The 23,196-nt window shown below is 63.2% G+C and carries 20 protein-coding genes; 10 read left to right on the plus strand and 10 right to left on the minus strand.

Translation table 11 applies throughout. The annotated features are described in order from the left end of the window. Positions 1 to 2: 2 nt before the first annotated feature. Positions 3 to 1,397, plus strand: a complete 1,395-nt coding sequence (locus GCT13_RS18915) for an AmpG family muropeptide MFS transporter (protein ID WP_152760450.1) — start codon at positions 3 to 5, stop codon at positions 1,395 to 1,397. After that, complete coding sequence (locus GCT13_RS18920) at positions 1,397 to 2,611, plus strand: M48 family metallopeptidase (RefSeq protein WP_152760578.1); 1,215 nt, start codon at positions 1,397 to 1,399, stop codon at positions 2,609 to 2,611. Before GCT13_RS18915 ends, GCT13_RS18920 begins: the two co-directional genes overlap by 1 nt. 11 nt (positions 2,612 to 2,622) lie before the next feature. Here GCT13_RS18920 and GCT13_RS18925 read toward each other — a convergent pair whose 3' ends face one another. The 5 genes from GCT13_RS18925 to gatC all read right to left on the minus strand — a co-directional run bounded on the left by GCT13_RS18925 (position 2,623) and on the right by gatC (position 7,891). Next, the gene (locus GCT13_RS18925) at positions 2,623 to 3,402 is read right to left on the minus strand and encodes an exodeoxyribonuclease III (RefSeq protein ID WP_152760452.1); all 780 of its coding nucleotides are present in this window, start codon (positions 3,400 to 3,402) and stop codon (positions 2,623 to 2,625) included. Between the two features lie 43 nt (positions 3,403 to 3,445). Next, positions 3,446 to 4,282 carry a PPK2 family polyphosphate kinase gene (locus GCT13_RS18930; RefSeq protein WP_152760454.1) on the minus strand — a complete coding sequence of 279 codons (837 nt, stop codon included), beginning with the start codon at positions 4,280 to 4,282 and terminating at the stop codon, positions 3,446 to 3,448. 160 nt (positions 4,283 to 4,442) lie between these two features. Then, positions 4,443 to 5,930, minus strand: a complete 1,488-nt coding sequence (gene gatB, locus GCT13_RS18935; protein WP_152760456.1) for an Asp-tRNA(Asn)/Glu-tRNA(Gln) amidotransferase subunit GatB — start codon at positions 5,928 to 5,930, stop codon at positions 4,443 to 4,445. Then, on the minus strand, positions 5,927 to 7,435 hold the full coding sequence (gene gatA, locus GCT13_RS18940) for an Asp-tRNA(Asn)/Glu-tRNA(Gln) amidotransferase subunit GatA (protein WP_152760458.1): 1,509 nt from the start codon (positions 7,433 to 7,435) through the stop codon (positions 5,927 to 5,929). Before gatA ends, gatB begins: the two co-directional genes overlap by 4 nt. 156 nt (positions 7,436 to 7,591) lie before the next feature. After that, positions 7,592 to 7,891, minus strand: coding sequence for an Asp-tRNA(Asn)/Glu-tRNA(Gln) amidotransferase subunit GatC (gene gatC / locus GCT13_RS18945; RefSeq protein WP_152760460.1), 300 nt, complete (start codon positions 7,889 to 7,891; stop codon positions 7,592 to 7,594). Positions 7,892 to 8,268: 377 nt separating this feature from the next. Here gatC and GCT13_RS18950 point away from each other — a divergent pair, with 377 nt between their 5' ends. The 5 genes from GCT13_RS18950 (at position 8,269) to rodA (ending at position 14,804) form a co-directional block, all read left to right on the plus strand. Next, positions 8,269 to 9,312 (plus strand): rod shape-determining protein, encoded by a 1,044-nt coding sequence (locus GCT13_RS18950; RefSeq protein WP_004189550.1) that lies wholly within the window; start codon positions 8,269 to 8,271, stop codon positions 9,310 to 9,312. 119 nt (positions 9,313 to 9,431) lie between these two features. After that, the gene (gene mreC, locus GCT13_RS18955; RefSeq protein WP_152760461.1) at positions 9,432 to 10,526 is read left to right on the plus strand and encodes a rod shape-determining protein MreC; all 1,095 of its coding nucleotides are present in this window, start codon (positions 9,432 to 9,434) and stop codon (positions 10,524 to 10,526) included. Further along, entirely contained in the window at positions 10,523 to 11,035 is a 513-nt protein-coding gene (mreD, locus tag GCT13_RS18960; RefSeq protein ID WP_152760463.1) for a rod shape-determining protein MreD, read from the plus strand. The genes mreC and mreD overlap by 4 nt, the downstream gene beginning before the upstream one ends. A 174-nt stretch (positions 11,036 to 11,209) precedes the next feature. Further along, entirely contained in the window at positions 11,210 to 13,645 is a 2,436-nt protein-coding gene (gene mrdA / locus GCT13_RS18965; protein ID WP_152760465.1) for a penicillin-binding protein 2, read from the plus strand. A gap of 10 nt (positions 13,646 to 13,655) precedes the next feature. After that, positions 13,656 to 14,804, plus strand: coding sequence for a rod shape-determining protein RodA (gene rodA / locus GCT13_RS18970; protein WP_152760467.1), 1,149 nt, complete (start codon positions 13,656 to 13,658; stop codon positions 14,802 to 14,804). A gap of 63 nt (positions 14,805 to 14,867) precedes the next feature. Here the strand turns inward: rodA and GCT13_RS18975 are convergent, their stop codons facing one another. From GCT13_RS18975 to queC, 5 genes are all read right to left on the minus strand, one after another. Next, positions 14,868 to 15,587 carry a tetratricopeptide repeat protein gene (locus GCT13_RS18975; RefSeq protein ID WP_152760469.1) on the minus strand — a complete coding sequence of 240 codons (720 nt, stop codon included), beginning with the start codon at positions 15,585 to 15,587 and terminating at the stop codon, positions 14,868 to 14,870. After that, the gene (locus GCT13_RS18980; RefSeq protein WP_152760471.1) at positions 15,584 to 16,366 is read right to left on the minus strand and encodes an HpcH/HpaI aldolase family protein; all 783 of its coding nucleotides are present in this window, start codon (positions 16,364 to 16,366) and stop codon (positions 15,584 to 15,586) included. The genes GCT13_RS18975 and GCT13_RS18980 overlap by 4 nt, the downstream gene beginning before the upstream one ends. Positions 16,367 to 16,550: 184 nt before the next feature. Continuing rightward, entirely contained in the window at positions 16,551 to 16,994 is a 444-nt protein-coding gene (gene queD, locus GCT13_RS18985; RefSeq protein ID WP_090863571.1) for a 6-carboxytetrahydropterin synthase QueD, read from the minus strand. An 8-nt stretch (positions 16,995 to 17,002) separates the two neighbouring features. Continuing rightward, positions 17,003 to 17,635 (minus strand): 7-carboxy-7-deazaguanine synthase, encoded by a 633-nt coding sequence (gene queE, locus GCT13_RS18990; RefSeq protein WP_152760473.1) that lies wholly within the window; start codon positions 17,633 to 17,635, stop codon positions 17,003 to 17,005. 48 nt (positions 17,636 to 17,683) lie between these two features. Next, entirely contained in the window at positions 17,684 to 18,415 is a 732-nt protein-coding gene (queC, locus tag GCT13_RS18995; RefSeq protein ID WP_321574459.1) for a 7-cyano-7-deazaguanine synthase QueC, read from the minus strand. Positions 18,416 to 19,164: 749 nt separating this feature from the next. Here queC and GCT13_RS49370 point away from each other — a divergent pair. Genes GCT13_RS49370 through GCT13_RS49380 form a run of 3 tightly spaced genes read left to right on the plus strand, consistent with a single transcriptional unit; the run spans position 19,165 to position 21,279 of the window. Beyond that, on the plus strand, positions 19,165 to 19,926 hold the full coding sequence (locus tag GCT13_RS49370) for a helix-turn-helix domain-containing protein (protein WP_227746905.1): 762 nt from the start codon (positions 19,165 to 19,167) through the stop codon (positions 19,924 to 19,926). Then, a complete protein-coding gene (locus GCT13_RS49375; RefSeq protein ID WP_227746906.1) occupies positions 19,871 to 20,425 on the plus strand; it encodes a hypothetical protein in 555 nt (184 codons plus the stop codon). Before GCT13_RS49370 ends, GCT13_RS49375 begins: the two co-directional genes overlap by 56 nt. Next, complete coding sequence (locus tag GCT13_RS49380) at positions 20,422 to 21,279, plus strand: hypothetical protein (RefSeq protein WP_227746907.1); 858 nt, start codon at positions 20,422 to 20,424, stop codon at positions 21,277 to 21,279. Before GCT13_RS49375 ends, GCT13_RS49380 begins: the two co-directional genes overlap by 4 nt. Positions 21,280 to 23,196: the final 1,917 nt, after the last annotated feature.

Genomic DNA, 23,196 nt, shown 5'->3' on the forward strand with positions numbered 1-23,196 from the left:
TCATGTCGAACCCGCCACACGAGGCGCCCGCACTTACCGCTCACGAAGAACATCCCGGCTGGCGCGCGTTTCTCAACGCGCGCATGCTGATCTGCGTCTTCCTCGGCTTCACGTCGGGGTTGCCGCTCTTCACGCTCGTCTATCTCGTCCAGGCCTGGCTGCGCTCGGAAGGCGTGAACCTGAAGGAAATCGGCCTGTTCGCGCTGATCCAGTTTCCCTATACGTGGAAATTCGTCTGGGCGCCGCTGATGGACCGCTACGTGCCGCGTCTGCCAGGCTGGCAACCGGGACGCCGGCGAGGCTGGATGCTCGTCACGCAGATTCTCGTCGCCGCCGCGATTGCGTCGCTCGGCATCGTGTCGCCGCGCGATTCGATCTGGACGGTCGCCGCGCTGACGGCACTCGTCGCGTTCTTCGGCGCGAGCCAGGACATTTCGATCGACGCCTATCGGCGCGAACTGCTGCACGACACCGAGCAGGGTCTCGGCAACGCGGTGCACGTGAACGCGTACAAGGTCGCGGCGCTCGTGCCCGGTTCGCTCGCGCTGATTCTTTCCGATCATCTGCCGTGGGCGACTGTGTTCATCGTGACCGCGGCGTTCATGCTGCCTGGCATGGTCATGACGCTCGTCGTGCGCGAACCCGAAGTGCACGGCGCGCCGCCGAAGAATCTGCGCGACGCGATCATCGAACCGTTTCACGAATTCATCCTGCGCGACGGCTGGCGCGGCGCGGTGTTCGTGCTCGGCTTCATCTTCCTGTACAAGCTCGGCGATACGATGGCGACCACGCTGTCCACATCGTTCTTTCTCGACATCGGCTTCTCTCGCACGCAGATCGGCGTGATCGCGAAGACGACGGCGTTCGGTGCGAGCCTCGCGGGCGGCATCATCGGCGGCATCGCGCTGATGCGTATCGGCATCGCCCGCGGGCTGTGGATCTTCGGCATCCTGCAGATGGTGTCGACGCTCGGCTTCGCGTGGCTCGCGCATGTCGGGCCGACGTCGCCGGGACTGACGGTCGTCTACGACATCGCCGTCGCGCTGAGCGCGGCCACGACGAAGGTGTTGTCGCTGCTCGGCATCGGCTGGACGGTGCAGCTCGATCCGATGTCGGTCGCGCTCGCGCTCGTCTACGGCTTCGAAACGTTCGCGACGGGCCTGACACTTGCTGCGTTCACCGCATACATCGCGAGCACCACCGACCCACGCTATACGGCGACGCAATTCGCGCTCTTCACGTCGCTGGCTTCCGTGCCGCGCACGCTCGCATCGGCGGCGAGCGGCTTTCTCGTCGCGCGAATCGGCTGGTTCGACTACTTCATCGTCTGCACGGCGCTCGCTTTGCCCGGCATGCTACTGTTGTTCCGGATCGCCCCTTGGAGAAAGCAGTCGTGATGGTGTTCGCGTCACGGCGCGCAGCCAGCCGATCGGCCCTGCGCGCCCGATCCGCTCAGGCTCCTGCATATCGCGTGCTCGTGCGGGCGCATGCATTGCGTCTGGCCGTCAGCGCTGCGTGTGCGGTGTTGAGCGCGGCGTCATGGCAGGCACGCGCCGCCGACACGCCGCAGAATGTCAGCGCGCCGCCCGCCGCTAATGCACCCACCGCACCCGCCGCGCCCGCTGCTCCTCCGGCGCCGTCTGCACCATCATCGCCGTCCGCGCCCAAGGCCGAATCGGCGGCATCCGCCGCGTCGGGCGTATCGGCGCCGGCGACCGCAGCCTCCGCGCCGCCGCCCGCGCCCGTCACGGCACGCAATCCCGCGCCCGCATCCGCTGCGTCGGCGCCGACTGCGTTCCAGCCGAACCAGCAATTGCGCTACGGCAACTACGCGGTGTTTCGCAATCTGATTCCATCGCCGATGCTGGAAAGCCAATCCGCTGAGGAATTCGATCAGATCGCGAGGGGCGCCGAGCACATGAACCGGCTTTATCCGCCATCGGATGCGCGCGTGATGCGCGTGCAGTCGATCATCGACAAGCTGATCCCGTATTCGCTGAAGTGGAGCGATCGCGCGAAGAACTGGAAGTGGGGCATCGCGGTGCTGCGCTCATCGGACATTCGCGCGTATTGCCTGCCGGGCGGCAAGATCGTCATCTATGGGGGCATGCTCGACAAGGTGCGCCTGAACGACAACGAACTCGGCATGCTGCTCGGTCACGAGATCGCGCATGCGCTGCGTGAACATGCGCGCGAGCGTCTCGGCGAACAGCAGGCCGCACAACTGGGATCGGGGACGATGCCGCCGCTCTTCGGTCTCGCCGATCTCGGCGAGGCGCCGCTCGGCATCGGCACGCAGTTGCTGGAAATGAAGTATGAACGCGCCGACGAAACGGAAGCGGATGTGATCGGCAGCGAGATTGCGTCGCGAGCCGGTTTCGATCCGCGCGCGGCGATCACGCTATGGGACAAGCTCGCCGTCGCGACGCGCAATAACCGCGACCAGGGCTTCATCTACGTGCATCCGTACAACCCGACGCGCCGCGCGGACATCATGAAGCGCCTGCCCGACATGCTGCCGCTGTACGCGAAGGCGATCGGCAAGACGGTCGAAGCGCTGCCCGACTACGCGGGCATCGGCCGCCCGCGCCGTACGACCGCGAGCGACTGACGCGCGAGCAGTTATTTCGCGAGCTTGTGGTTGTAGTCGATGGTCAGCGGCGCGTGGTCGCTGAACTTGATGTCGCGGAAAATCGAGGTCTTTTTCGCGGTGGCCGCAATGCCCGGCGTCGCGATCTGATAGTCGATACGCCACCCGACGTTCTTCGCATAGGCCTGGCCGCGATTGCTCCACCACGTGTACTGCTCGGGCCGCGAGTCTAGCGTGCGGAACACGTCGACGTAACCGACGTCGTCGAAGAGCTTCGTGAGCCACGCGCGCTCTTCCGGCAGACAGCCCGAGTTCTTCTGGTTGCCCTTCCAGTTCTTGATGTCGATTTCCTTGTGCACGATGTTCACGTCGCCGCACAGGATCACTTCGCGCTCCTTAGACAGCTCGGCGAGATGCGGCATGAACACATCCATGAAACGGTACTTGGCCTGCTGACGGTCGTCGCCGCTCGACCCCGACGGCACATACACCGAGATCACCGACAGATTGCCGAAACGCGCCTCCACATAGCGGCCTTCGGGATCGAACTCTTCGCTGCCGAAGCCGATCACGACTTCATCCGGCTCGTGACGCGTATAGACGCCCGCGCCGCTATAGCCCTTCTTCACGGCATGCTGGAAGTAGCCGGTAAAGCCGTGCGGCGCGAGGAATTCCGGCGTCATGTCGTCCTGCGAGCATTTGATTTCCTGCACGCACACGACATCGGCCTTCTGCTCGCCGAACCACTCGAAAAAGCCTTTCTTGGCCGCCGAACGGATGCCATTCAGATTGGCGGTAATCACACGCAACATGTTTTTCCTTCGTTATGTTTTCGTTTCTTCGGCGACGTGACGTTCATTCGACTATCACGCCTTTCAGCGATTCTTTGGCGGGCGGGAATTCGAGCTTCAACGATTCGAACGTGCGCAGCAGCAGCTCGCCGACCATCACGTTGCGATGCGTCTTCGAGTCGGCGGGTATCACATACCACGGCGCGTATTCCGTCGATGTCGCTGCGAGTGCTTCCTCGTACGCGACCTGATACTTGTCCCACAGCTTGCGCGCGTCGAGATCGGACACATCGAATTTCCAGTGCTTCGTCGGATCGTCGATGCGTGACTGCAAACGCTCGCGCTGCTCGTCCTTCGAAATGTGCAGCATGCACTTGACGATCGTCGTGCCGTTTTCCGCCAGCATCAGTTCGAAGTCGCGAATGTGCCGGTAGCGGCGATTGCGTTCGTCCTTGTCCAGCGAGCCGAGAACATACGGCACGAGCACATCTTCGTAGTGACTGCGATTGAAGATCGTCAGTTCGCCGGCTGCAGGCGCCTGCGCGTGCACGCGCCATAGAAAGTCGTGCGCGAGCTCGATCGGCGTCGGCGCCTTGAACGGCACGATGCGCAAGCCGAGCGGATCGACTTCATGAAACACGGCGCGTATCGTGCCGTCCTTGCCGCTCGTGTCCATCCCTTGCAGCACGAGCAGCACGCGCTGAACGCGCTGCGCATGCAGACGCTCCTGCTGCGCGTCGAGCAGCATGCCGATTTCGGCGAGACGTTCGCGGTCGGCCTCTTTCGATCCCGTTGAAAACGGCTTCGACGACGGATCGATGCTGGCGAGAGAAAATTTCGACTTGCTGCCGTCGTCGAAAAGGGGCACACGATATCCGTCGAGACCGTTCTTCTTTGCCATTGCTGTCTTCTCCTGTTTCTCCTTCGCGGCGACACGTCACGCCGATTGAAAAAGCAAACGGGCCGTTGCGCCACTTTCGATGCGACAACAGCCCGTCATGGCTCCGCGCACGACATGCTGCGCGCAAGAGCCGACCCCGCTACCGATCCCACTACGACACTCAGCTCAGCTTCTTCCTCAACAACTCGTTGACCTGCTGCGGATTCGCCTTGCCCTTGGTCGCCTTCATCGCCTGACCGATCAGCGCGTTGAACGCCTTTTCCTTACCGGCGCGGAATTCTTCAACCGACTTCTGGTTCGCGGCGAGCACCTCATCGATGATCGCTTCGAGCGCGCCCGTATCGGAAATCTGCTTGAGCCCCTTCGCTTCGATGATGCGGTCGGCGGCCGCTTCGTCTGTGGCCTTCTCTTCCCAGATCGAAAGGAAGATTTCCTTCGCGATCTTGTTCGAGATCGTGCCGTCGGCGATACGTTGCAGCACCAGCGCGAGCTGCGCGGCCGAAACGGGGCTGTCGGCGATGTCGAGGCCTTCGCGGTTCAGCTGCGACGACACTTCGCCCATCAGCCAGTTCGCCGCGACCTTCGCCTGGGCCTTGTCTTTATCTGCGCCGGCTTTCGCCACCACGGCTTCGTAGTACGCAGCCATCGCCTTGCTCGACGTGACGACGCCGGCATCGTACGAGGTCAGGCCGTACTGCTCGACAAAACGCTTCTGCATCGCCGCGGGCAGTTCCGGCAATTCGCCCTTCACGCGCTCGACCCACGACGCGTCGATCACGAGCGGCATCAGATCGGGATCGGGGAAATAGCGATAGTCGTGCGCGTCTTCCTTGCTGCGCATCGAACGCGTTTCGCGCTTGTCCGGATCGTACAGACGCGTTTCCTGCACCACCGTGCCGCCGTCTTCGATCAGCTCGATCTGACGGCGCACTTCGTACTGAATCGCTTCTTCGAGGAAGCGGAACGAGTTCAGGTTCTTGATCTCGGCGCGCGTGCCGAATTCCTTCTGACCGAACGGACGCACCGACACGTTCGCATCGCAGCGGAACGAGCCTTCCTGCATGTTGCCGTCGCAGATGCCGAGCCACACGACGAGACCATGCAACGCCTTCGCATACGCAACGGCTTCAGCGGCGCTGCGCATTTCCGGCTCGGTGACGATTTCGAGCAGCGGCGTGCCGGCGCGATTCAGGTCGATGCCCGTCATGCCCGCGAAGTCTTCGTGCAGCGACTTGCCCGCGTCCTCTTCGAGGTGAGCGCGCGTCAGGTTGATGGTCTTTTCGTAAGCAGGGACGCCCGCCTTTTCGTTCGCGGGCACCTGGATCGTGATCTGGCCGCCCTGCACGACGGGAATCTCGTACTGGCTGATCTGATAGCCCTTCGGCAGATCCGGGTAGAAGTAGTTCTTGCGCGCGAAGATGCTGCGCGGCGCGATCGTCGCGTCGATCGCGAGACCGAACTGGATCGCGCGCTCGACGGCGCCCTTGTTCATCACGGGCAGCACGCCCGGCAACGCCAGATCGACAGCGCAGGCCTGTGTGTTGGGCTCGGCGCCGAACTGCGTGGCCGCTCCCGAGAAAATCTTCGAGACGGTCGACAGTTGCGCGTGCGTCTCGAGACCGATCACGACTTCCCATTGCGTTGTCATTGCTGGACTCCTGCTGGCGCCTTGCGATGCCAGTCGGTGACGCGCTGGAACGCGTCCGCCACCTGGAGCATGCGTGCTTCGTTGAAATAGTTGCCGATGATCTGCAGGCCGACAGGACGCTGCGCATTCGCGCCGGCGCCGAAGCCGCACGGCACGCTCATGCCGGGCAGGCCAGCGAGGCTCACAGACAGCGTGTAGATATCCGCGAGATACATCTGCACGGGATCGTCGCCCTTCGCGCCGATATCCCACGCAACCGACGGCGCAACGGGGCCCATGATCACGTCACACTTCCTGAACGCTTCCTGGAAGTCCTGCGCGATGATGCGGCGGATTTTCTGCGCCTGCAGGTAGTACGCGTCGTAGTAGCCGTGCGACAGCACATACGTGCCGACCAGAATGCGGCGCTTCACTTCGGGACCGAAGCCTTCGGCACGCGACTTCTTGTACATGTCGAGCAGATCGCGATACTCGGCCGCGCGATGGCCGTAACGCACGCCATCGAAACGCGACAGGTTCGACGATGCTTCCGCCGGCGCGATCACGTAGTAGACGGGAATCGACAGCTCCGTCTTCGGCAGCGACACTTCGACGAGCGTCGCGCCGAGCGCTTCGTATTGCTTCAATGCGGTGTCGATGGATGCGCGCACGTCGTCGGCGAGGCCCGCGCCGAAGTATTCCTTCGGCAAGCCGATGCGCAAGCCCGCGAGCGGCTTGCCGGCGGCATTGCCTGAATTGTTCGCGCCCGACCACGTCTGGCCGAGGTAGCGCGTGTAGTCTTCGTGATCGTGCGCGAGGCTCGTCGAATCGCGTTCGTCGAAGCCCGCCATTGCGTTCAGCAGCAGCGCGCAGTCGGTGGCCGTCTGCGCCATCGGACCGCCCTGATCGAGCGACGAAGCAAACGCGATCATCCCGTAACGCGACACGCGTCCGTACGTCGGCTTGATGCCCGTGATGCCGGAGAACGACGCGGGCTGACGGATCGAGCCGCCCGTATCCGTGCCCGTCGCGGCCGGCGCGAGGCGCGCGGCGACGGCCGCCGCCGATCCACCCGACGAGCCGCCCGGCACCGCCTTGCGGTCCCACGGGTTCTGCACGGGGCCGAAGTGCGAGTTCTCGTTCGACGAGCCCATCGCGAACTCGTCCATATTGGTCTTGCCGACGCACACCATGCCCGCGCGCGCGAGACGTTCGACGACGGTTGCATCGAACGGGCTCACGTAGTTTTCGAGCATCTTCGAGCCGGCTGTGGAGCGCCAGTTGCGCGTGACGAACACGTCCTTGTGCGCGATGGGCAGGCCCGTCAGCGGACCGGCGTTGCCCGCGGCGAGCTGGGCGTCGGCGGCTTGCGCCTGCGCGAGCGTCTGCTGCTCGTCGACGTGAACGAATGCGTTCAGCGCGCCATGGTTTGCGATCCGCTTCAGATACGTCTGCGCCAGTTCGACTGCGGAGCATTGCTTCGCGTCGAGCGCGGCACGCAGTTCTGTCAAGCTTTTCTCATGCATTGCGTTTTTCCTGGAAAGCGCGACGGCGCGATGCGCCGCCGTGTTGGCATCCGGCCGCCCGCCGGCAGGCCGGGCCGAAAAAAGCGGGACGTGTTGCGCGCGCAACGTCGCACGCTTGACACAGAACCCTGTGCTTAATCACGCCTGCCCGGGCGCTTACTCGATGACCTTCGGCACCAGATACAGGCCGTCCTGCACAGCGGGCGCCGGACGCTGGTATTCATCGCGATTCACGCTTTCGGTGACGGCGTCGTCGCGCAAACGCAGCGCCACGTCTTCGATCTGCTCGATGGGATGGGCGAGCGGCGCGATGCCTGTCGTGTCGACCGCCTGCATCTGCTCGACAAGGCCAAAGAAATCGTTGAGCTGGGCGAGTGTGTGCTCGGCGTCGGCATCGGGCAATTCGAGCCGTGCGAGATGGGCGATGCGTTTCACATCGGTCAGAGTCAGTGCCATGCAATCACCGGAAAAGTGGCGGTCTGCCGCAACGATGAAAAACGATGCTGCGACAGCAGGTTAGGTCATTGGAGCAGGCCCTCGAAATTGGGGCCGGCGACGGCAAAAAGTGCCCTTCGTTTCCTTTAAATCAAGCAAAATTATAAGGTATCATTACGCGTTCGACCCAAACCCGGACCGACTTACCAAGGCCTTTCTGGCATTTTCAGAGATCGCTGAACGACAGATCTGCCGCCTTGCTATAGCCTCCGGTGCGTTTTCCTCGCAGTTTCATGCTTCCACGGCCGCAACGGCCGAACGTGAGGCTGCTAACTTTATTCCGCTGCCGCCCTATGCATACGATGCGAGGCCCGGCCCCCAGCGAGACAGGATTTTGAATGTTTGGTTTTTTGCGCAGCTATTTCTCCAACGATCTGGCCATTGACCTCGGCACGGCCAACACGCTCATCTATATGCGTGGCAAGGGTATCGTTCTCGACGAGCCGTCCGTCGTTTCGATTCGCCAGGAAGGCGGCCCGAATGGCAAGAAGACCATTCAGGCAGTCGGCAAAGAAGCAAAGCAGATGCTCGGCAAGGTGCCGGGCAACATCGAGGCGATCCGCCCGATGAAGGACGGCGTGATCGCCGACTTCACCGTGACGGAACAGATGATCAAGCAGTTCATCAAGACTGCGCACGAATCGCGCATGTTCTCGCCGTCGCCGCGCATCATCATCTGTGTGCCGTGCGGCTCGACGCAGGTCGAGCGCCGCGCAATCAAGGAAGCGGCACACGGAGCGGGCGCATCGCAGGTCTATCTGATCGAAGAGCCGATGGCGGCTGCAATCGGCGCGGGGCTGCCGGTGTCGGAAGCAACGGGCTCGATGGTCGTCGATATCGGCGGCGGCACGACGGAAGTCGGCGTGATCTCGCTGGGCGGCATCGTGTACAAGGGCTCGGTGCGCGTCGGCGGCGACAAGTTCGACGAAGCGATCGTCAACTACATTCGCCGCAACTACGGCATGCTGATCGGCGAACAGACGGCCGAAGCCATCAAGAAGGAAATCGGCTCCGCGTTCCCGGGCTCGGAAGTCAAGGAAATGGAAGTGAAGGGCCGCAACCTGTCGGAAGGCATTCCGCGCAGCTTCACCATTTCGAGCAACGAGATTCTCGAAGCATTGACCGATCCGCTGAACCAGATCGTGTCGTCGGTGAAGATCGCGCTGGAACAGACGCCGCCGGAACTGGGCGCCGACATCGCCGAGCGCGGCATGATGCTGACGGGCGGCGGCGCGCTGCTGCGCGACCTCGACCGCCTGCTGGCAGAAGAAACGGGCCTGCCCGTGCTGGTCGCCGAAGATCCGCTGACGTGCGTCGTGCGCGGCTCGGGCATGGCGCTCGAACGCATGGACAAGCTCGGCAGTATCTTCTCGTACGAGTAAGCTTGTCAGTCTCCATGTCGGTAACACGCACTGAAAGGCTGGCTCCGCCAGCCTTTGTGCGTTGTGCGCGCAACCTGGCGCGCTGAAGTCTCACCCACTCGCTCACGCTCCCGGCGACCATGGAATACAGTCCGCCGCCCCTGTTCAAGCAAGGCCCCTCGGCACTCGCACGACTGATTTTCTTCGTGCTGGTGGCGCTCGCCCTGCTCATTTCCGACGCGCGCTTCAATACGCTCGAGATCGTTCGCGGCGTGCTCGGCGCGGGCTTGTATCCGTTGCAGCGCGCGGCGCTCGTGCCACGCGACATCTTCATGGGCGCCGCCGATCTCGCCGTGACGAGCGCAACGCTGCGCGGTGAAAACGCGAAGCTGCGCACACGCAATCTGCAGTTGTCGCAACAGGCCAACGAGGCCGCGCAACTCGGCGCTGAAAATACGCATCTGCGCAATCTGTTGCAGCTGTCGCAAAAGATGACGACGCAATCGATTCCCGCCGAAATCCAGTACGACACGCGCGATCCGTTCACGCAGAAGGTCGTGATCGGTCGCGGCTCGCAGCAGGGCATCAAGGGCGGTTCGCCCGTCGTCAACGAAGATGGCGTGATCGGCCAGGTGACGCGCGTGTTCCCGATGCAATCGGAAGTCACGCTGCTCACCGACAAGGATCAGGCCGTGCCCGTGCAGATCGTTCGCACCGGCTTGCGCAGCGTGATTTATGGCACGCCCAAGGGCGACGCGCTCGATCTGCGTTTCGTACCGATCAGCGCCGACGTGCTCGCAGGCGATGAACTGGTGACGAGCGGTCTGGACGGCGTGTATCCGCCGGGGCTGCCTGTCGCGAAGGTCGTGCGCGTCGACAAGCAGGCGGATACGGCTTTCGCGCGCGTGATCTGTCAGCCGATCGCCCCCGTGCGCGGCGCTCGCGATCTGCTGGTCCTGCACTACGAAAGCAACGTACCGCCGCGCCCCGCCGACGAACCCGATCCGGCCGCCGCCGCGAAGGAAGCGAAAAAGAAGAACGCGAAAGCGCCGGAAAAAGGCAAGCCGGGCGAGAAGGACGCGAAGTCCGCGCAGGCTGCGTCGACGCCCGCAGCGGCGGCGGCTGCGGTGAAGCCCGCGTCGTCGGTCAAACCCGCCGGCAAGGCCGCGACCGAGAAGAAGCCGGCCGCCGAAAAGAGCGCGAAGCCGCAAGCCGCGCAGGGGGCCCAGCAATGAACCGCCCGCAGTACATCCTGCAGCCCGTCAATCCCTACTTCATCGCGTTCAGCCTGGCCGCCGCGTTCCTGCTGAACATGATGCCGTGGGGACGCCTGATCGGCATTCCCGATTTCGTCGCGCTCGTGCTGCTGTTCTGGAACGTACATCAGCCGCGCAAGGTCGGCATGGGCATCGCGTTCATGCTTGGCCTGTTGATGGATGTCCACAACGCAAGCCTGCTCGGCGAACACGCACTCGCGTACACGCTGCTCTCGTATGGCGCGATCACGATCCATCGCCGCGTGCTGTGGATGCCGATCGGCGTACAGATTTTCGCAGTGATGCCGCTGCTCGTCGTCGCTCAGCTGGTGCCCTTCGTGATCCGCCTGCTGACGGGCGCATCGTTTCCGGGCTGGGGTTATCTGATCGACGGTTTCGTCGAGGCCGCGCTCTGGCCCATCGCGAGCATTCTGCTGTTGATGCCGCAGCGCCGTCCCGCCGATCCGGACGACACGCGGCCCATCTGACCACGCGCGCCGCCCGCTCGCTCATGAACGCGCATCCGTGTTGCCGCTTTCACGATCGTCAGGCGGCACAATGTGCGTCGCGGCAAGACGAAGCGGCGCCAAAGCCGGCTGCGCATCGGCGCATGACCGTCGATCTGAATCAAACCGCATAACCGGCAGTCCCTGCCCAACCGCATGACCGAATTCAAGGACACCCAGCAGCAGCTCACGAAATTCCGCCTGCGCGTCGCGGCGGCGGGGCTGTTCGTGTTCGTCTGCTTTGGGCTGATCGCATTCCGCTTCCTGTTCCTGCAAGTCTGGCACTACAGCAAGTACTCGCTGCAAGCCGACGAGAACCGCATCTCGGTCGCGCCGATCGTGCCGAACCGCGGCATCATCACGGACCGCAACGGCGTCGTGCTCGCGAGGAACTACTCGGCGTACACGCTCGAAATCACGCCGTCGAAGCTGAACGACTCGCTCGACGCTGTAATCGACAATCTGGCGACCGTGATCAACATCGATGCGCGCGACCGCCGGCGCTTCCGCAAGCTGCAGGAGGACTCGAAGAACTTCGAGAGCCTGCCGATCCGCACGCGCCTCACCGATGACGAAGTCGCGCGCTTCACCGCGCAGCGCTTCCGCTTTCCGGGCGTCGAAGTGCGCGCGCGTCTGTTCCGCCAATATCCGCTCGGGCCGACGGCGGCGCACGTGATCGGCTATATCGGCCGCATTTCGCAGCGCGACCAGGACCGCATCGACGATGCCAGCGATCAGAACGATAGCGATCCCGATCACTACGACCCGCGCCTCGATGCGAACAATTACAAGGGCACCGATTACATCGGCAAGATCGGCGTCGAGCAGAGCTACGAAACGGAACTGCACGGCCTGACGGGTTTCGAGGAAGTCGAAGTGACGGCGGGCGGGCGGCCCGTGCGCACGCTCTCGCGCACGCAAGCGACGCCGGGCAACAACCTCGTGCTGTCGCTCGATATCGGCTTGCAGCAGGTCGCCGAGCAAGCGTTCGCGGGACGCCGCGGTGCGCTGGTCGCGATCGAACCGTCGACGGGCGACGTGCTCGCGTTCGTGTCGGCGCCGAGCTTCGATCCGAATGCATTCGTCGACGGCATCGACCAGCAGACCTGGGACGAGTTGAACAACTCGCCAGATCACCCGCTGCTCAACCGTCCGCTGCACGGCACCTATCCGCCCGGCTCGACGTACAAGCCGTTCATGGCGCTCGCCGCGCTGACGCTGCACAAGCGCACGCCGCAATGGGGCTTCCAGGACCCGGGCTCGTACACGTTCGGCGGCCACACGTTCCGCAACGACGTGCCGCAGGGTCAAGGCTGGATCGACATGAACCGCGCGATCATGGTGTCAAACGACACGTACTTCTACATGCTCGCGCACGATCTTGGCGTCAACGCGATCGCAAACTTCATGAAGCCGTGGGGCTTCGGCCAGATAACGGGCATCGACATTGCTGGCGAAGCGCGCGGCATCCTGCCTTCGACGGACTGGAAGCGCAAGGCATACCGCAAGCCCGAGCAGCAGAAATGGTACGAAGGCGAGACGATCAGCCTCGGCATCGGCCAGGGCTACAACTCGTACACGATCCTGCAACTCGCGCACGCGACGGCGACGCTCGCGAACAACGCCACCGTCATGAAGCCGCACCTCGTGAAGGAAATCGAGAATCCGATCACCCGTGCACTGCGCGCCACCGTGCCGAAAGACGACGGACGCATCGACGTGAAGCAGTCGGACATCGACGTCATCAAGCGCGGCATGGAAAACGTGACGATGAACCCGTCGGGCACCGCGTATCAGGTGTTCCGCAATGCGGCGTATCTGTCGGCGGGCAAGACGGGGACGGCGCAGGTGTTCTCGCTGCAAGGCCAGAAGTACCACGGTCACGCACTCGCTGAAAATCTGCGCGACCATGCGCTCTTCATCGCGTTCGCGCCCGCCGACAATCCGAAAATCGCGCTCGCGCTGATCGTCGAAAACGGCGGCTGGGGTGCGCAAGCGGCGGGCCCGATCGCGCGTCGCGTTCTCGACTATTACCTCGTCGACCGCGCGAAGCCGGGCGTCGAGGCTGCGGCCGTCACGGCGGCTGCATCGGCGACGGAAGAAACGTCCGCGCCCGTGATCGGCAGCGCGCCGCCCGCGCCGAACGGCGAGATTCAGCCCGTGTCGGTCGCGACCGGCTTCACCGCGTTGCCGCCGCCAGTTGGCGCATCGACGCCGCATGCAGCGCCTGCATCGGATGCGTCCGGCGCGAATGCCGCAGGCGTTGCGGCCTCCGGTGCAGTGGCGGCTTCGGCACCGGAGGCGTCGGCGCCAGGTTCGGCCGCTGCGCCTGTGCCCGCTTCGGTCGCCAAATCCGCGAAATCCGCCAAGGCGCCGCGCGGCGCGTCGGCAACGGCCGCGCCGTCGGCGGCGGCGTCATACGTCGCGCCATCGACCACGGCTGCGGCCCCCGTCAAGGCCTCTGACGCGCGCAAGTCACCACACAAACCCCGCCCGGCCAGCGAATCGCGGCCGACCGCTGCGGCGCCATCGCGCAACGACGAATCACAGGCCGCCCCGCGCGGTCCTGTGTCCGGCGGCATCGACGAGTAAGGAGAAAGGCATGCAAATCGACAAGCGCGCCTGGCTCGATCGCATCAAGAACATGTTCGCGGGCTTCGATCGCCCGCTCGCGCTGATCGTATTCCTGCTGCTGTGCGTCGGCATCGTGACGCTCTATAGCGCGAGCATCGACATGCCCGGACGTGTCGAAGACCAGTTGCGCAACATCATCCTGACATTCGGGCTGATGTGGGTGCTGGCCAACATCCCGCCGACGACGTTGATGCGCTTCGCCGTCCCCATCTACACATTCGGGGTCGCGTTACTCGTGGCCGTCGCGATGTTCGGCCTGACGCGCAAGGGCGCGAAGCGCTGGATCAACGTCGGCGTGGTGATCCAGCCGTCGGAGATTCTGAAGATCGCGACGCCGCTGATGCTCGCGTGGTACTACCAGCGGCGCGAGGGCAATATCCGCTGGTGGGATTACATCGTCGGTCTGATCATTCTCGCCGTGCCCGTCGGCCTGATCGCGAAGCAGCCCGATCTCGGCACGGCCGTGCTCGTGTTCGCATCGGGGCTTTTCGTCATCTACTTCGCGGGACTGAGCTTCAAGCTGATCGTGCCCGTGCTGGTCGCGGGCGTGATTGCCGTCGGCGCGATTGCGACTTTCCAGGACAATATCTGTCAGCCCGAAGTGCAATGGCCGCTGATGCACGATTATCAGAAGCACCGCATCTGCACGCTGCTCGATCCGACATCCGACCCGCTCGGCAAAGGCTTCCACACGATTCAGGCCGTGATCGCGATCGGCTCGGGCGGGCCGCTCGGCAAGGGCTGGCTGAAGGGCACGCAGGCTCACCTCGAATTCATTCCGGAGAAGCACACCGACTTCATTTTCGCTGTGTTCGCCGAGGAATTCGGCCTGGCGGGCGGCCTGGTGCTGCTGACGCTCTATATGGCCTTGATCGCGCGCGGTCTGTTCATCGCGGCGAACGGCGCGACGCTGTTCGGCCGATTACTGGCCGGATCGCTGACGATGGCGTTCTTCACCTACGCATTCGTGAACATCGGCATGGTGAGCGGGATTCTTCCCGTGGTGGGCGTGCCTTTGCCGTTCATGAGTTACGGCGGCACCGCGCTGACGACACTCGGTTTTGCGATTGGTCTCATCATGAGCGTCGGGCGACAGAAGCGTCTGATGCAAAGTTGATCCGCGAGCCCTACGTCCTACCCGCATAGCAAAACGGCGCCTGAAATTCCCGGGCGCCGTTTTTTATTGAGGCTTTGCTTCGTGCGACTCGCGCAGTTGCGCGCTCAGTTGCTGATACTTGAGTCGCGCCGCCGGATCGCCTTGCGCCGCCGCCGCCGCGTAATAGGCGCGCGCCACGTTCAGGTTCTGCGGAACACCGTCGCCGCCGCGTTCGTAGAACGAGCCCGTCACGTACTGCGCGGTCATGTCGCCGCCCTCGGCCGCCTTCTTGTACCAGACGAACGCCTGCTGGTTATCGCGCGCGGTGCCGCGTCCGTCGAGAAACTGGTTCGCGAGCGCCAGCTCGGCCTGGATATGCCCTTGCTGCGCCGCCTTCAGGAACCATTGATGCGCCTCCACGGGATCGCGCGTGACGAACTCGCCGTCGTCGTACATCTTCCCGTACACGTATTGCGCGTGTGACATGTTGGCGTCGGCGGCCTTGCGCAGCCACTTCTTGCCTTCTTCGACATTGACGGGACCGCCTTCACCGTTGAGCAACATCATCGCGTAGTTGAATTCGGCGAGGCGGCTGCCGCGCTGCGCGGCCTTGCGAAACTCGGCGAGCGCCGACGTAAAGTTGCCGGCGTTGTAATCGGCGACAGCCGTTTGTGTTTCCAGATCCGACGCGGGCGGCATCTTGCTCTGCGCATGCGCTGCCGCGCCCGCCGCCAATGCGGTCAATACGACAGCGCGAGCCGCGCAACCTGCTATGCGCGCCGCACTCAACGACAGCAGCTTCATGACCGAACCTCCTGCAATGCCTGTCGCGTGGTGCGCAACAGCCACATCACATCGGCGGCGAGCGCGATGAAACGAAAGCCTTCCGACCGGTATTGCCGCGCACTCGCGACATCCATGGCAAAAATGCCCGTCGCGACGCGCGCCCGACGCGCAACATCCAGAATGTGCTTCATCGCGTCCTGGACTTCAGGGTGTTTCGAATCGCCAAGATGACCGAGACTCGCCGCGAGATCCGCCGGCCCGACGAACAGGCAATCGATGCCCGGCGTCGCCGCGATCTGCTCCAGATGCTCGAGCGCGCGCCTCGACTCGATCTGCACGATCGTGGCGATTTGCGCGTTCGCATTCTGCAAATAGTCGCGTCGCATTCCGTATGCCGCTGCACGAACCGCGCCTGCGACGCCACGCAGGCCGTCCGGTCCATCCAGCGTCGCATATTGGGTCAGGCGGACGGCATGAGCCGCTTCGTCAGCCGTCTCGATGTTCGGAAACATCAGCGTGCGCGCGCCCGCGTCCAGCACGCGCTTGACGAGCCACGGCTCGACGGCGGGCAAGCGAACGACGGGCTCCGTCGGCAGATGCGCTGCCGCAATTGCGCGCAATTGTCCCGTCACGTCGATGCTGTCGTTCGGTGCGTGCTCCATATCGATCAGCAGCCAGTCGAAACCGGCGTGCGCGAGCGCTTCGGCGGCGCTGTCGCTGCCGAGCGACAGCCACAGGCCGAACAGCGGGTCCGGCTCTTTCAGGCGCAGCTTGAGTGGATTCGTGAACGTGCTCATTGCGCGCCTCCGTCGCCGTCGAGCGCGGCCGTGGGCAAACTTGAGCGAAAGACTACGCGGCCCGAACGGCCGACGTGAAAGGTGTCGTCATTGTGGCGGGCGTGGCGCCCGCTGCAAATCGCGGTGACCGGCATGTCTCGCTCCGTGTGATTATCGAAACGATCATACCTTGACAATAACCCGTTTAGTCGCGGACCACGTCGGCCCAGCAATTCGGCGTCTCGTACAGACGCACCTTGTGCAGACGCAGATTGACGCCGTAGTGCGCGTCATAGACGTTCGCGAGAATCTCGAACGCGACGGCCGCGAGATTTTCGACAGTCGGAATGCGGTCGAGCACGACCGTCTTGTGACCGGCCATCGAGTCGAGGAAACCGCGCACCTGTGTATCGCCTTCATAGACGAGGAACGCGTGATCCCACTTGTCGACGAGATGCTCGTTCGCGAGCGCCTTCACGTCGGCGAAATCCATCACCATGCCACGATCCGGCGCGCCTTCCGTTTCGACGAGATCGCCTTGCAGCGTGATTTCGAGCACGTAGCGATGCCCGTGCAGATTACGGCACTGGCTGCGGTGATCGGGAATGCGGTGGCCCGCGTCGAATTCGAGTTTTCGGGTAATCGTCAGCACGGCAATCAGGGAATGTTCAGGTACTTGTGAGTCTGCATCGACAGGCGCCACTGCGGATGGCGCTTGCACCATTCGATCGCGAGCTTCGTATTGATATCGCGCGAAGGGCCGTCCATCGGCTGCACGAGGAAATAGTCGAAGTCGAGCTTCGCGTAGTCGGCGAGGCGCTGGTTCTCCTGCGGCACGACCACTTTCAGTTCGTTGCCTTTGGTCTGCACGAGCGGCGCGTCCGCTTTCGGGCTCACGCAGATCCAGTCGATCGTGTCGAGCACGGGCAGCGAGCCGTTCGTCTCGATCGCGATCTCGAAGCCGGCCGCGTGCAGCGCGTCGACGAACGGCTGGTCGATCTGCAGCATCGGCTCGCCTCCCGTGCACACCAGGAAACGCTGGTCTTCGCCTTCCGGCCACAACGAAGCGATCTTCGCGGCCAACTCTTCGGGCGTACGGAATTTGCCGCCGTTCTCGCCGTCGGTGCCGACGAAGTCGGTGTCGCAGAACTTGCACACTGCGTCGGCGCGATCTTCTTCACGGCCCGACCACAGGTTGCATCCGGCGAACCGGCAAAACACGGCCGGGCGCCCTGCGTTCGCGCCTTCGCCCTGCAACGTGTAGAAAATTTCCTTGACCGCGTACGTCATGCTGCTTTCTGCCCGATGCTCCGTGAAGCCTGTTGATGTCTCTGTCGCTTAGGCTGGTTCCGTGACCTGCTCGCCATTCTGATACGCCTCGTACCCGCGCTTGCGCAAGCGGCACGCCGGGCACTCGCCGCAGCCGAAACCCCACGCATGCAACTCCGAACGCTCGCCGAGGTAGCACGTGTGCGTTTCGATGCGGATCAGCTCGACCAATGCATCGCCGCCCAGCGTATGCGCGAGACGCCACGTGTCGGCCTTGTCGAGCCACATCAGCGGCGTCTCCAGCACGAAGCGGCTGTCCATGCCGAGATTCAGCGTGACTTGCAACGCCTTCATCGTGTCGTCGCGGCAATCTGGGTAGCCGGAAAAGTCCGTCTCGCACATTCCGCCGACCAGCACGCGCAACCCGCGACGATACGCAATCGCCGCCGCAATCGTCATGAACATCAGATTGCGGCCGGGCACGAACGTGTTCGGCAGGCCGTTCGATGCCGCGTGAATCTCGATGTCACGCGTCATTGCCGTTTCGCTGATCGAGCCGAGCACGGACAGATCGATCATGTGATCGTCGCCGAGCCGCTCGCCCCACTCGGGGAACGTGCGCGCCACCGCGCTACGGAAACCCTCGCGGCATTCGAGCTCGACCCGGTGCCGCTGCCCGTAGTCGAAGCCCAGCGTTTCGACCGTTTCATACCGATCCAGCGCCCAGGCGAGACACGTGGCCGAATCCTGGCCACCGGAAAACAGCACCAGGGCGCTACTCTTCGCGTCTTTGCGGGTCACTGCGAAACTCCGTGTATGTTGAATGCCGCGCACAAGCGGTGCCTGGCAGCCTTGCGGCGCGCGGGCCGGCACCAATGCCGGCTCAAGCAGTATAGGCTGCGGCTTTCACGCGCCAAGCTGCCGGGACTTATATCGCTAATTGTCCGCCAAGGAGTTTCACGCCGCACGATGCCTCGGACCTGAAACGAGAAAGGACTTGCGAAGAACACATGGCAAGTCCTTGATAAAACCCGATTTTATCACGCGGAGTCCGGCCCCGCTCGCGGCGGCCGTCGAGATGTCCTGCAACGAGTCGGCATATCGTCCGCACATAGGAAAAGCCCCAGGAATCTTGCGATTTCCTGGGGCCGAATCCTGGTGGCCTGGGGCGGAATCGAACCACCGACACGCGGATTTCAATCCGGCCCCGGCGCGTCCTTTGGTCCGCCATCACACGCAACAGCTCGAAAACACAAGTATCCGGGCGCAGTCGTGCGCAGTCGCGCGCACCGTCCCGCACTGGCGTCTGCCAGAAAATTGCCAGACGCGACCGCGATTCTAGCCCCTGACGCCCCGCGAGGCAAGTCCGCCCGCCGTGATGCAGCGGACCGGCACCCCGCCCGTGCCCCGACGCGCCCGGTGCGGGCCGGTCGATGGCCATGCCGGACGAAGCGTCAAGAAACGTTTCTAACGTTTCGAGAACGTTGCCACAACGTTTCTGCACGGCCTCAACATAAAAAAAGGGGCAGCGGATGAATGGACAGACACCGATGGCGATTGGCCATTACCTTGCGCAACTGCGGGACCATGTGGGCCTCAAACAGGCCGAACTGGCCCGCATGGTCACCTGGAGCCCGGCCGTGCTCTCCCGGGTCGAAAGCGGTGAACGCGAACTGAACGGGGACGAGCTGGACGAAGTGCTGTGCGCCATCGGCACGGCCGACGCCCTGAAGCTCGGCGAGCGCCTCCAGCGCCGGTGGGAGGTGCTGCTGGCGCCGCCCCTGAACCATCCGGACCAGGACCTGCTGTGGGAAGCCGAGCGTGCGGCCCAGCAGTTGCGCGCGCTGTCGGCCGCGGACGATGTCTCCGCCTCCTTCCAGCGCCGGCTCGATGAATACCTCGAGGAATTGCAGTACCTCGCGGGCCTCGTGCTCAAACGCGAACACACCGTCGCGTTCATCGGCAGCATCGGCATCGGTAAGTCCACGGCCATCTGCCGCATGCCGGGTCTGGAGGTACACGATGACGGTGCGCCCGTACAACCGGTCCTGGAAGCGGGTGCCGGCGGCATCACCGTGTGCGAGGTTCATCTCAACACGGGCCCGCAATATGGCATCGTCGTGGAGCCGTGCCCGGACGAGGAAATCCGCCAGCACGTGACCGACTTTGCCGACCACATCAGCCACGCGGGCATTCCGGCCCGCACTGAGGAGACCGAATCAGCCGAGAGCGAGGGTCAGGGCATCTCGCGCGAAATTGAAACGTGCCATTCGCAACCTGTCGGGCCTGCGGGTGCGAAAGGAAAAGAGTGACGGCAAGACCACGCGCCGCGACGACGCGAAACTGCTGGCCGCGTCCCATGCATCGGCCCGGGAGCTGGTAGTGGAAGTACTCGCGCGCATGGAACTCCACCGGCGCGACGCACGCCACGTTCGGTACGACCCGTCGACGGGCAAGCTGCCCCTTGCCTGGCTCAAGGAAACCTTCGAGGCCGTCAACAACGGACGGCTCGCCGAATTCACGTTACCGAAGCGCATCGAGGTGGTGGTGCCGGAAACGCTGCTCAAGGGCACGGACCTGACCACCCGGCTCATTGACACGAAGGGTATCGACCGGACTGCGGCGCGTGCCGACCTCGAGGTGCACCTTCAGGACCCGCACTCCCTGGCCATCCTGTGCTCGGGGTTCAACAATGCGCCTGGCGCAGAAGCGCGTCTGCTGCTCAGTCGCGCCCGCGATGCGGGCATCCGCAACCTTGGACTGAAAGCCGCCATCGTCGCCCTGCCCCGTCCGAGGAAGCGCTCGCAGTGAAGGATGACGCAGGCCAACGGGTCGAGGATGCCGCAGCGGGCTACGAGCTGAAAGGCGAACAGGTCGCGACCGCGCTGGAGCCGCTCGGGCTGGCCGACCTGCCGGTCGGTTTCTTTATCGCGCGTGAAGATGCACCGGACACGCTCCAGGCGTCCGTGGCCGCCCAGCTGCAACGTGTCAGGGACGATTTCGCGCAACGGCTGGAACACGCCACCGGGAACATTCACGAAGTCATCCGGAACCGGGAGCGCGAGCAGACCCAGGCCATCATTCGCGAAGCCGCCGCCAAGCTGAAGAACTGGCTGACCCAGAATGCCACCCGCCCGCCGCTGAAGCAGCAGATTCAGGCAAGCCTGATAAATGAGCTGGCCAAGGCGCACGCTAGCACCATCCATGCGGCCGTCAGACGCGGCGGCGACTGGCCGAACCTGAACTATGCGCACCAGCTGGGCCACGGCGCCAGGGTGCTGGCAGCCGGTTCGCTTGGACGGAAGCTGAAGGACTTTCAGGCCATCGCCGGCAACCTGCGCACGAACCCTGACTATGCGACGGCGGTGCCACTGATTGCGCAGGCCGAGAGCGTGATGCTGGCCGCGTTCGATGGTGTGCACAACAAGATGAGATTGCTGGGCCAGACGCTGTTCGAAAACGAAATGAAACGGGACGCCATTTTCTGGCGCGACTGCGAGAACGAGTGGGGCAAAGGGAAGGGTTACCGGGAGCGCGTTGCCGAGCGCAGCAAGCAGTGGTTCGACGACGAACGCAAGGACGAACTCAACGACGCAATTCAGAGCCTGTTGTCCACCGAATGGACTGAAAGTGTCTCGCGCGTTTCGGCGCTGCTGGAGTCATAGGACGGGCAGGTTCTGCACTTCATGGTCCGTCCTCTGGTGCCGCCGGCGGGAGCCGGGCCCTGTGGCCTGCGCGCCCCGTCGGTCGTCAAATCATGACGTGCAGCCCTGCACGACGGGCCGGCGGTCGGCCAGACTCTCCTCCCCAGCCTTGAGCGACGTCATTGCAAGTGTGACGTGCGTGCAGCCTTTGCCATTCAGCTTGAGCGCCAGGGGCAGACAGGCACCCATCCCCCGAAGTTATCCTTTTGGCTGATTGACGAGACATAACACGGGGCCGACATGGTCCCGCATGGCATGCATGTCGGGGCTCTGAATCCCGCGCTTTCCTGCGGACGAAGGGGGTTCAATGCAGTTCACGAACACGTTCTGGAGAGGGCACTCTCTAGAAGATTGATTTACTGTATATATGTAAACGTAATAGAAGTTAACAAGCGCACCCGCCGGGTGTGGACAACCGGCATTATCAGTATCGCGTCAATGGGTTATGCGGCGGATACGCGGTCTGACAATCCGTGTAAAAGTCAAGCGAGCCTTGAACAAGTCTCCGGAGCATTCCGGTTTTGAGAAGTTATCAAGAATTGGCCTACAGAGAATTCACACGGACATACCGTGGTTTTCCACAGACAGAGGTGGAAAATATTGGCTAGTGGTGCACTCACTGGCATCCGGTCTTAAGTGATACACCTGACGGGCCAGTGAGGGTTCCCGTGACAGTTCTTTCGCTTGAACACTTGACGTGACCTGCAGATAGTCCGAACCAGGGTTCTATTGCTACATCGCGCGAGGACGACAACAAGGCACCGCCGCACTGACACTGAATGACCTCTCGCGCGCACGTTCTGCAGCGAGACTCGGGCAATAGCGGAAATTCCCGCCTCATTGCAGGAGTTCGTATAACCGATTCTGCTCGAAGACTCTTGGCCCTAGCAAAGGGAGCAAGTCGTCTTGGATACCTCCCCGCGTCAACTGATCACTGCAGGGCAACTTCGCGCATAAAACCTTTGTCCCGGAGCCCGCCGCTTTCGTCACGCTGCCCTTCTTCCTCCGCACACAGCAAGTGACGCGCAACATCACACCGCATGGTACGTATTGGGGCCCGGCCGACAGACAGGCATAAAAGAGTCTCGACTCGAGCCGGGAGTTTTAACCTTAAGGGGATGAAGGACTTTTGGATACGGGGCAAAGCTCCCCCTGACCCTCCCCGAAGGGAGGGTACCGAGCCATGCCGCGTATGCATCCCAAGCCGGCTGACGTGCCGGCTCGATGAACGGGGCGTCGCGGTCGTGTGCATCGCCGCAACTCAGCCAGACTGTCAGAACCTTGCACGGTCCCTGCTCCCCTTCTAGCTGTTCACTCCCAGGTTGCGTCCGGAGCGCCCGCTTGACGCAAAACGCTGGCCGCGGGGCAAGTTGAGCCCTCTCCTCCAGCTTCAAGTGTAAGGCGCGGCTTTTATACCGTCCTTGAGTACGATTCATCCGGACGCCGTTCCTGTCGAGCAGCGTCTTCGCCATCACTCCGGCAGCCAGCGTGTACGGCCCGACCAAGGGCGTCTTTGGGTTGGCGTCGAACTCAGTTGCCACGGTGTCAAACGGTCGAAGTTCCTCTTGCTGCCTGCGCCCTTTCTCGCCATGGGATGATGAGTTGAAGCCCCCGCGTCTGCAAAGAAAGGCTTGAACCTGCGTGCTGCTGGCACCCCCCGGGTTCAGCGGCAACCCGCGTTGCGAACCACCAGCCTCCGAAGGCACTGGGTTCGACGCTTGGCCGAGGCCCCTGTATTTTCAGCCGCTCTCGACAATCGTCTGTGACACCGTGGTTACCTGCCAGTCGCCCCGGCAGCATGACATTTAAATAACGGTGCTAAACGGGACATGAGCACCAACTGCTGCCCAACCTTCACCTACCTTGACGCACATGAAC

Source organism: Paraburkholderia franconis (assembly GCF_009362735.1).
Taxonomy (GTDB): domain Bacteria; phylum Pseudomonadota; class Gammaproteobacteria; order Burkholderiales; family Burkholderiaceae; genus Paraburkholderia; species Paraburkholderia franconis.

Excerpts from the sequence above, each read along its gene's own strand:
- GCT13_RS18925 (WP_152760452.1), bottom strand. The coding sequence starts at position 3,402 with ATGTTGCGTGTGATTACCGCCAATCTGAATGGCATCCGTTCGGCGGCC.
- rodA (WP_152760467.1), top strand. The coding sequence starts at position 13,656 with ATGCAAATCGACAAGCGCGCCTGGCTCGATCGCATCAAGAACATGTTC.
- GCT13_RS49370 (WP_227746905.1), top strand. The coding sequence starts at position 19,165 with ATGGCGATTGGCCATTACCTTGCGCAACTGCGGGACCATGTGGGCCTC.
- GCT13_RS18950 (WP_004189550.1), top strand. The coding sequence starts at position 8,269 with ATGTTTGGTTTTTTGCGCAGCTATTTCTCCAACGATCTGGCCATTGAC.
- gatC (WP_152760460.1), bottom strand. The coding sequence starts at position 7,891 with ATGGCACTGACTCTGACCGATGTGAAACGCATCGCCCATCTCGCACGG.
- GCT13_RS18920 (WP_152760578.1), top strand. The coding sequence starts at position 1,397 with ATGGTGTTCGCGTCACGGCGCGCAGCCAGCCGATCGGCCCTGCGCGCC.
- mreC (WP_152760461.1), top strand. The coding sequence starts at position 9,432 with ATGGAATACAGTCCGCCGCCCCTGTTCAAGCAAGGCCCCTCGGCACTC.
- queE (WP_152760473.1), bottom strand. The coding sequence starts at position 17,635 with ATGACGTACGCGGTCAAGGAAATTTTCTACACGTTGCAGGGCGAAGGC.
- mreD (WP_152760463.1), top strand. The coding sequence starts at position 10,523 with ATGAACCGCCCGCAGTACATCCTGCAGCCCGTCAATCCCTACTTCATC.
- GCT13_RS18975 (WP_152760469.1), bottom strand. The coding sequence starts at position 15,587 with ATGAAGCTGCTGTCGTTGAGTGCGGCGCGCATAGCAGGTTGCGCGGCT.
- GCT13_RS18915 (WP_152760450.1), top strand. The coding sequence starts at position 3 with ATGTCGAACCCGCCACACGAGGCGCCCGCACTTACCGCTCACGAAGAA.
- mrdA (WP_152760465.1), top strand. The coding sequence starts at position 11,210 with ATGACCGAATTCAAGGACACCCAGCAGCAGCTCACGAAATTCCGCCTG.
- GCT13_RS18930 (WP_152760454.1), bottom strand. The coding sequence starts at position 4,282 with ATGGCAAAGAAGAACGGTCTCGACGGATATCGTGTGCCCCTTTTCGAC.
- gatA (WP_152760458.1), bottom strand. The coding sequence starts at position 7,435 with ATGCATGAGAAAAGCTTGACAGAACTGCGTGCCGCGCTCGACGCGAAG.
- GCT13_RS18980 (WP_152760471.1), bottom strand. The coding sequence starts at position 16,366 with ATGAGCACGTTCACGAATCCACTCAAGCTGCGCCTGAAAGAGCCGGAC.
- gatB (WP_152760456.1), bottom strand. The coding sequence starts at position 5,930 with ATGACAACGCAATGGGAAGTCGTGATCGGTCTCGAGACGCACGCGCAA.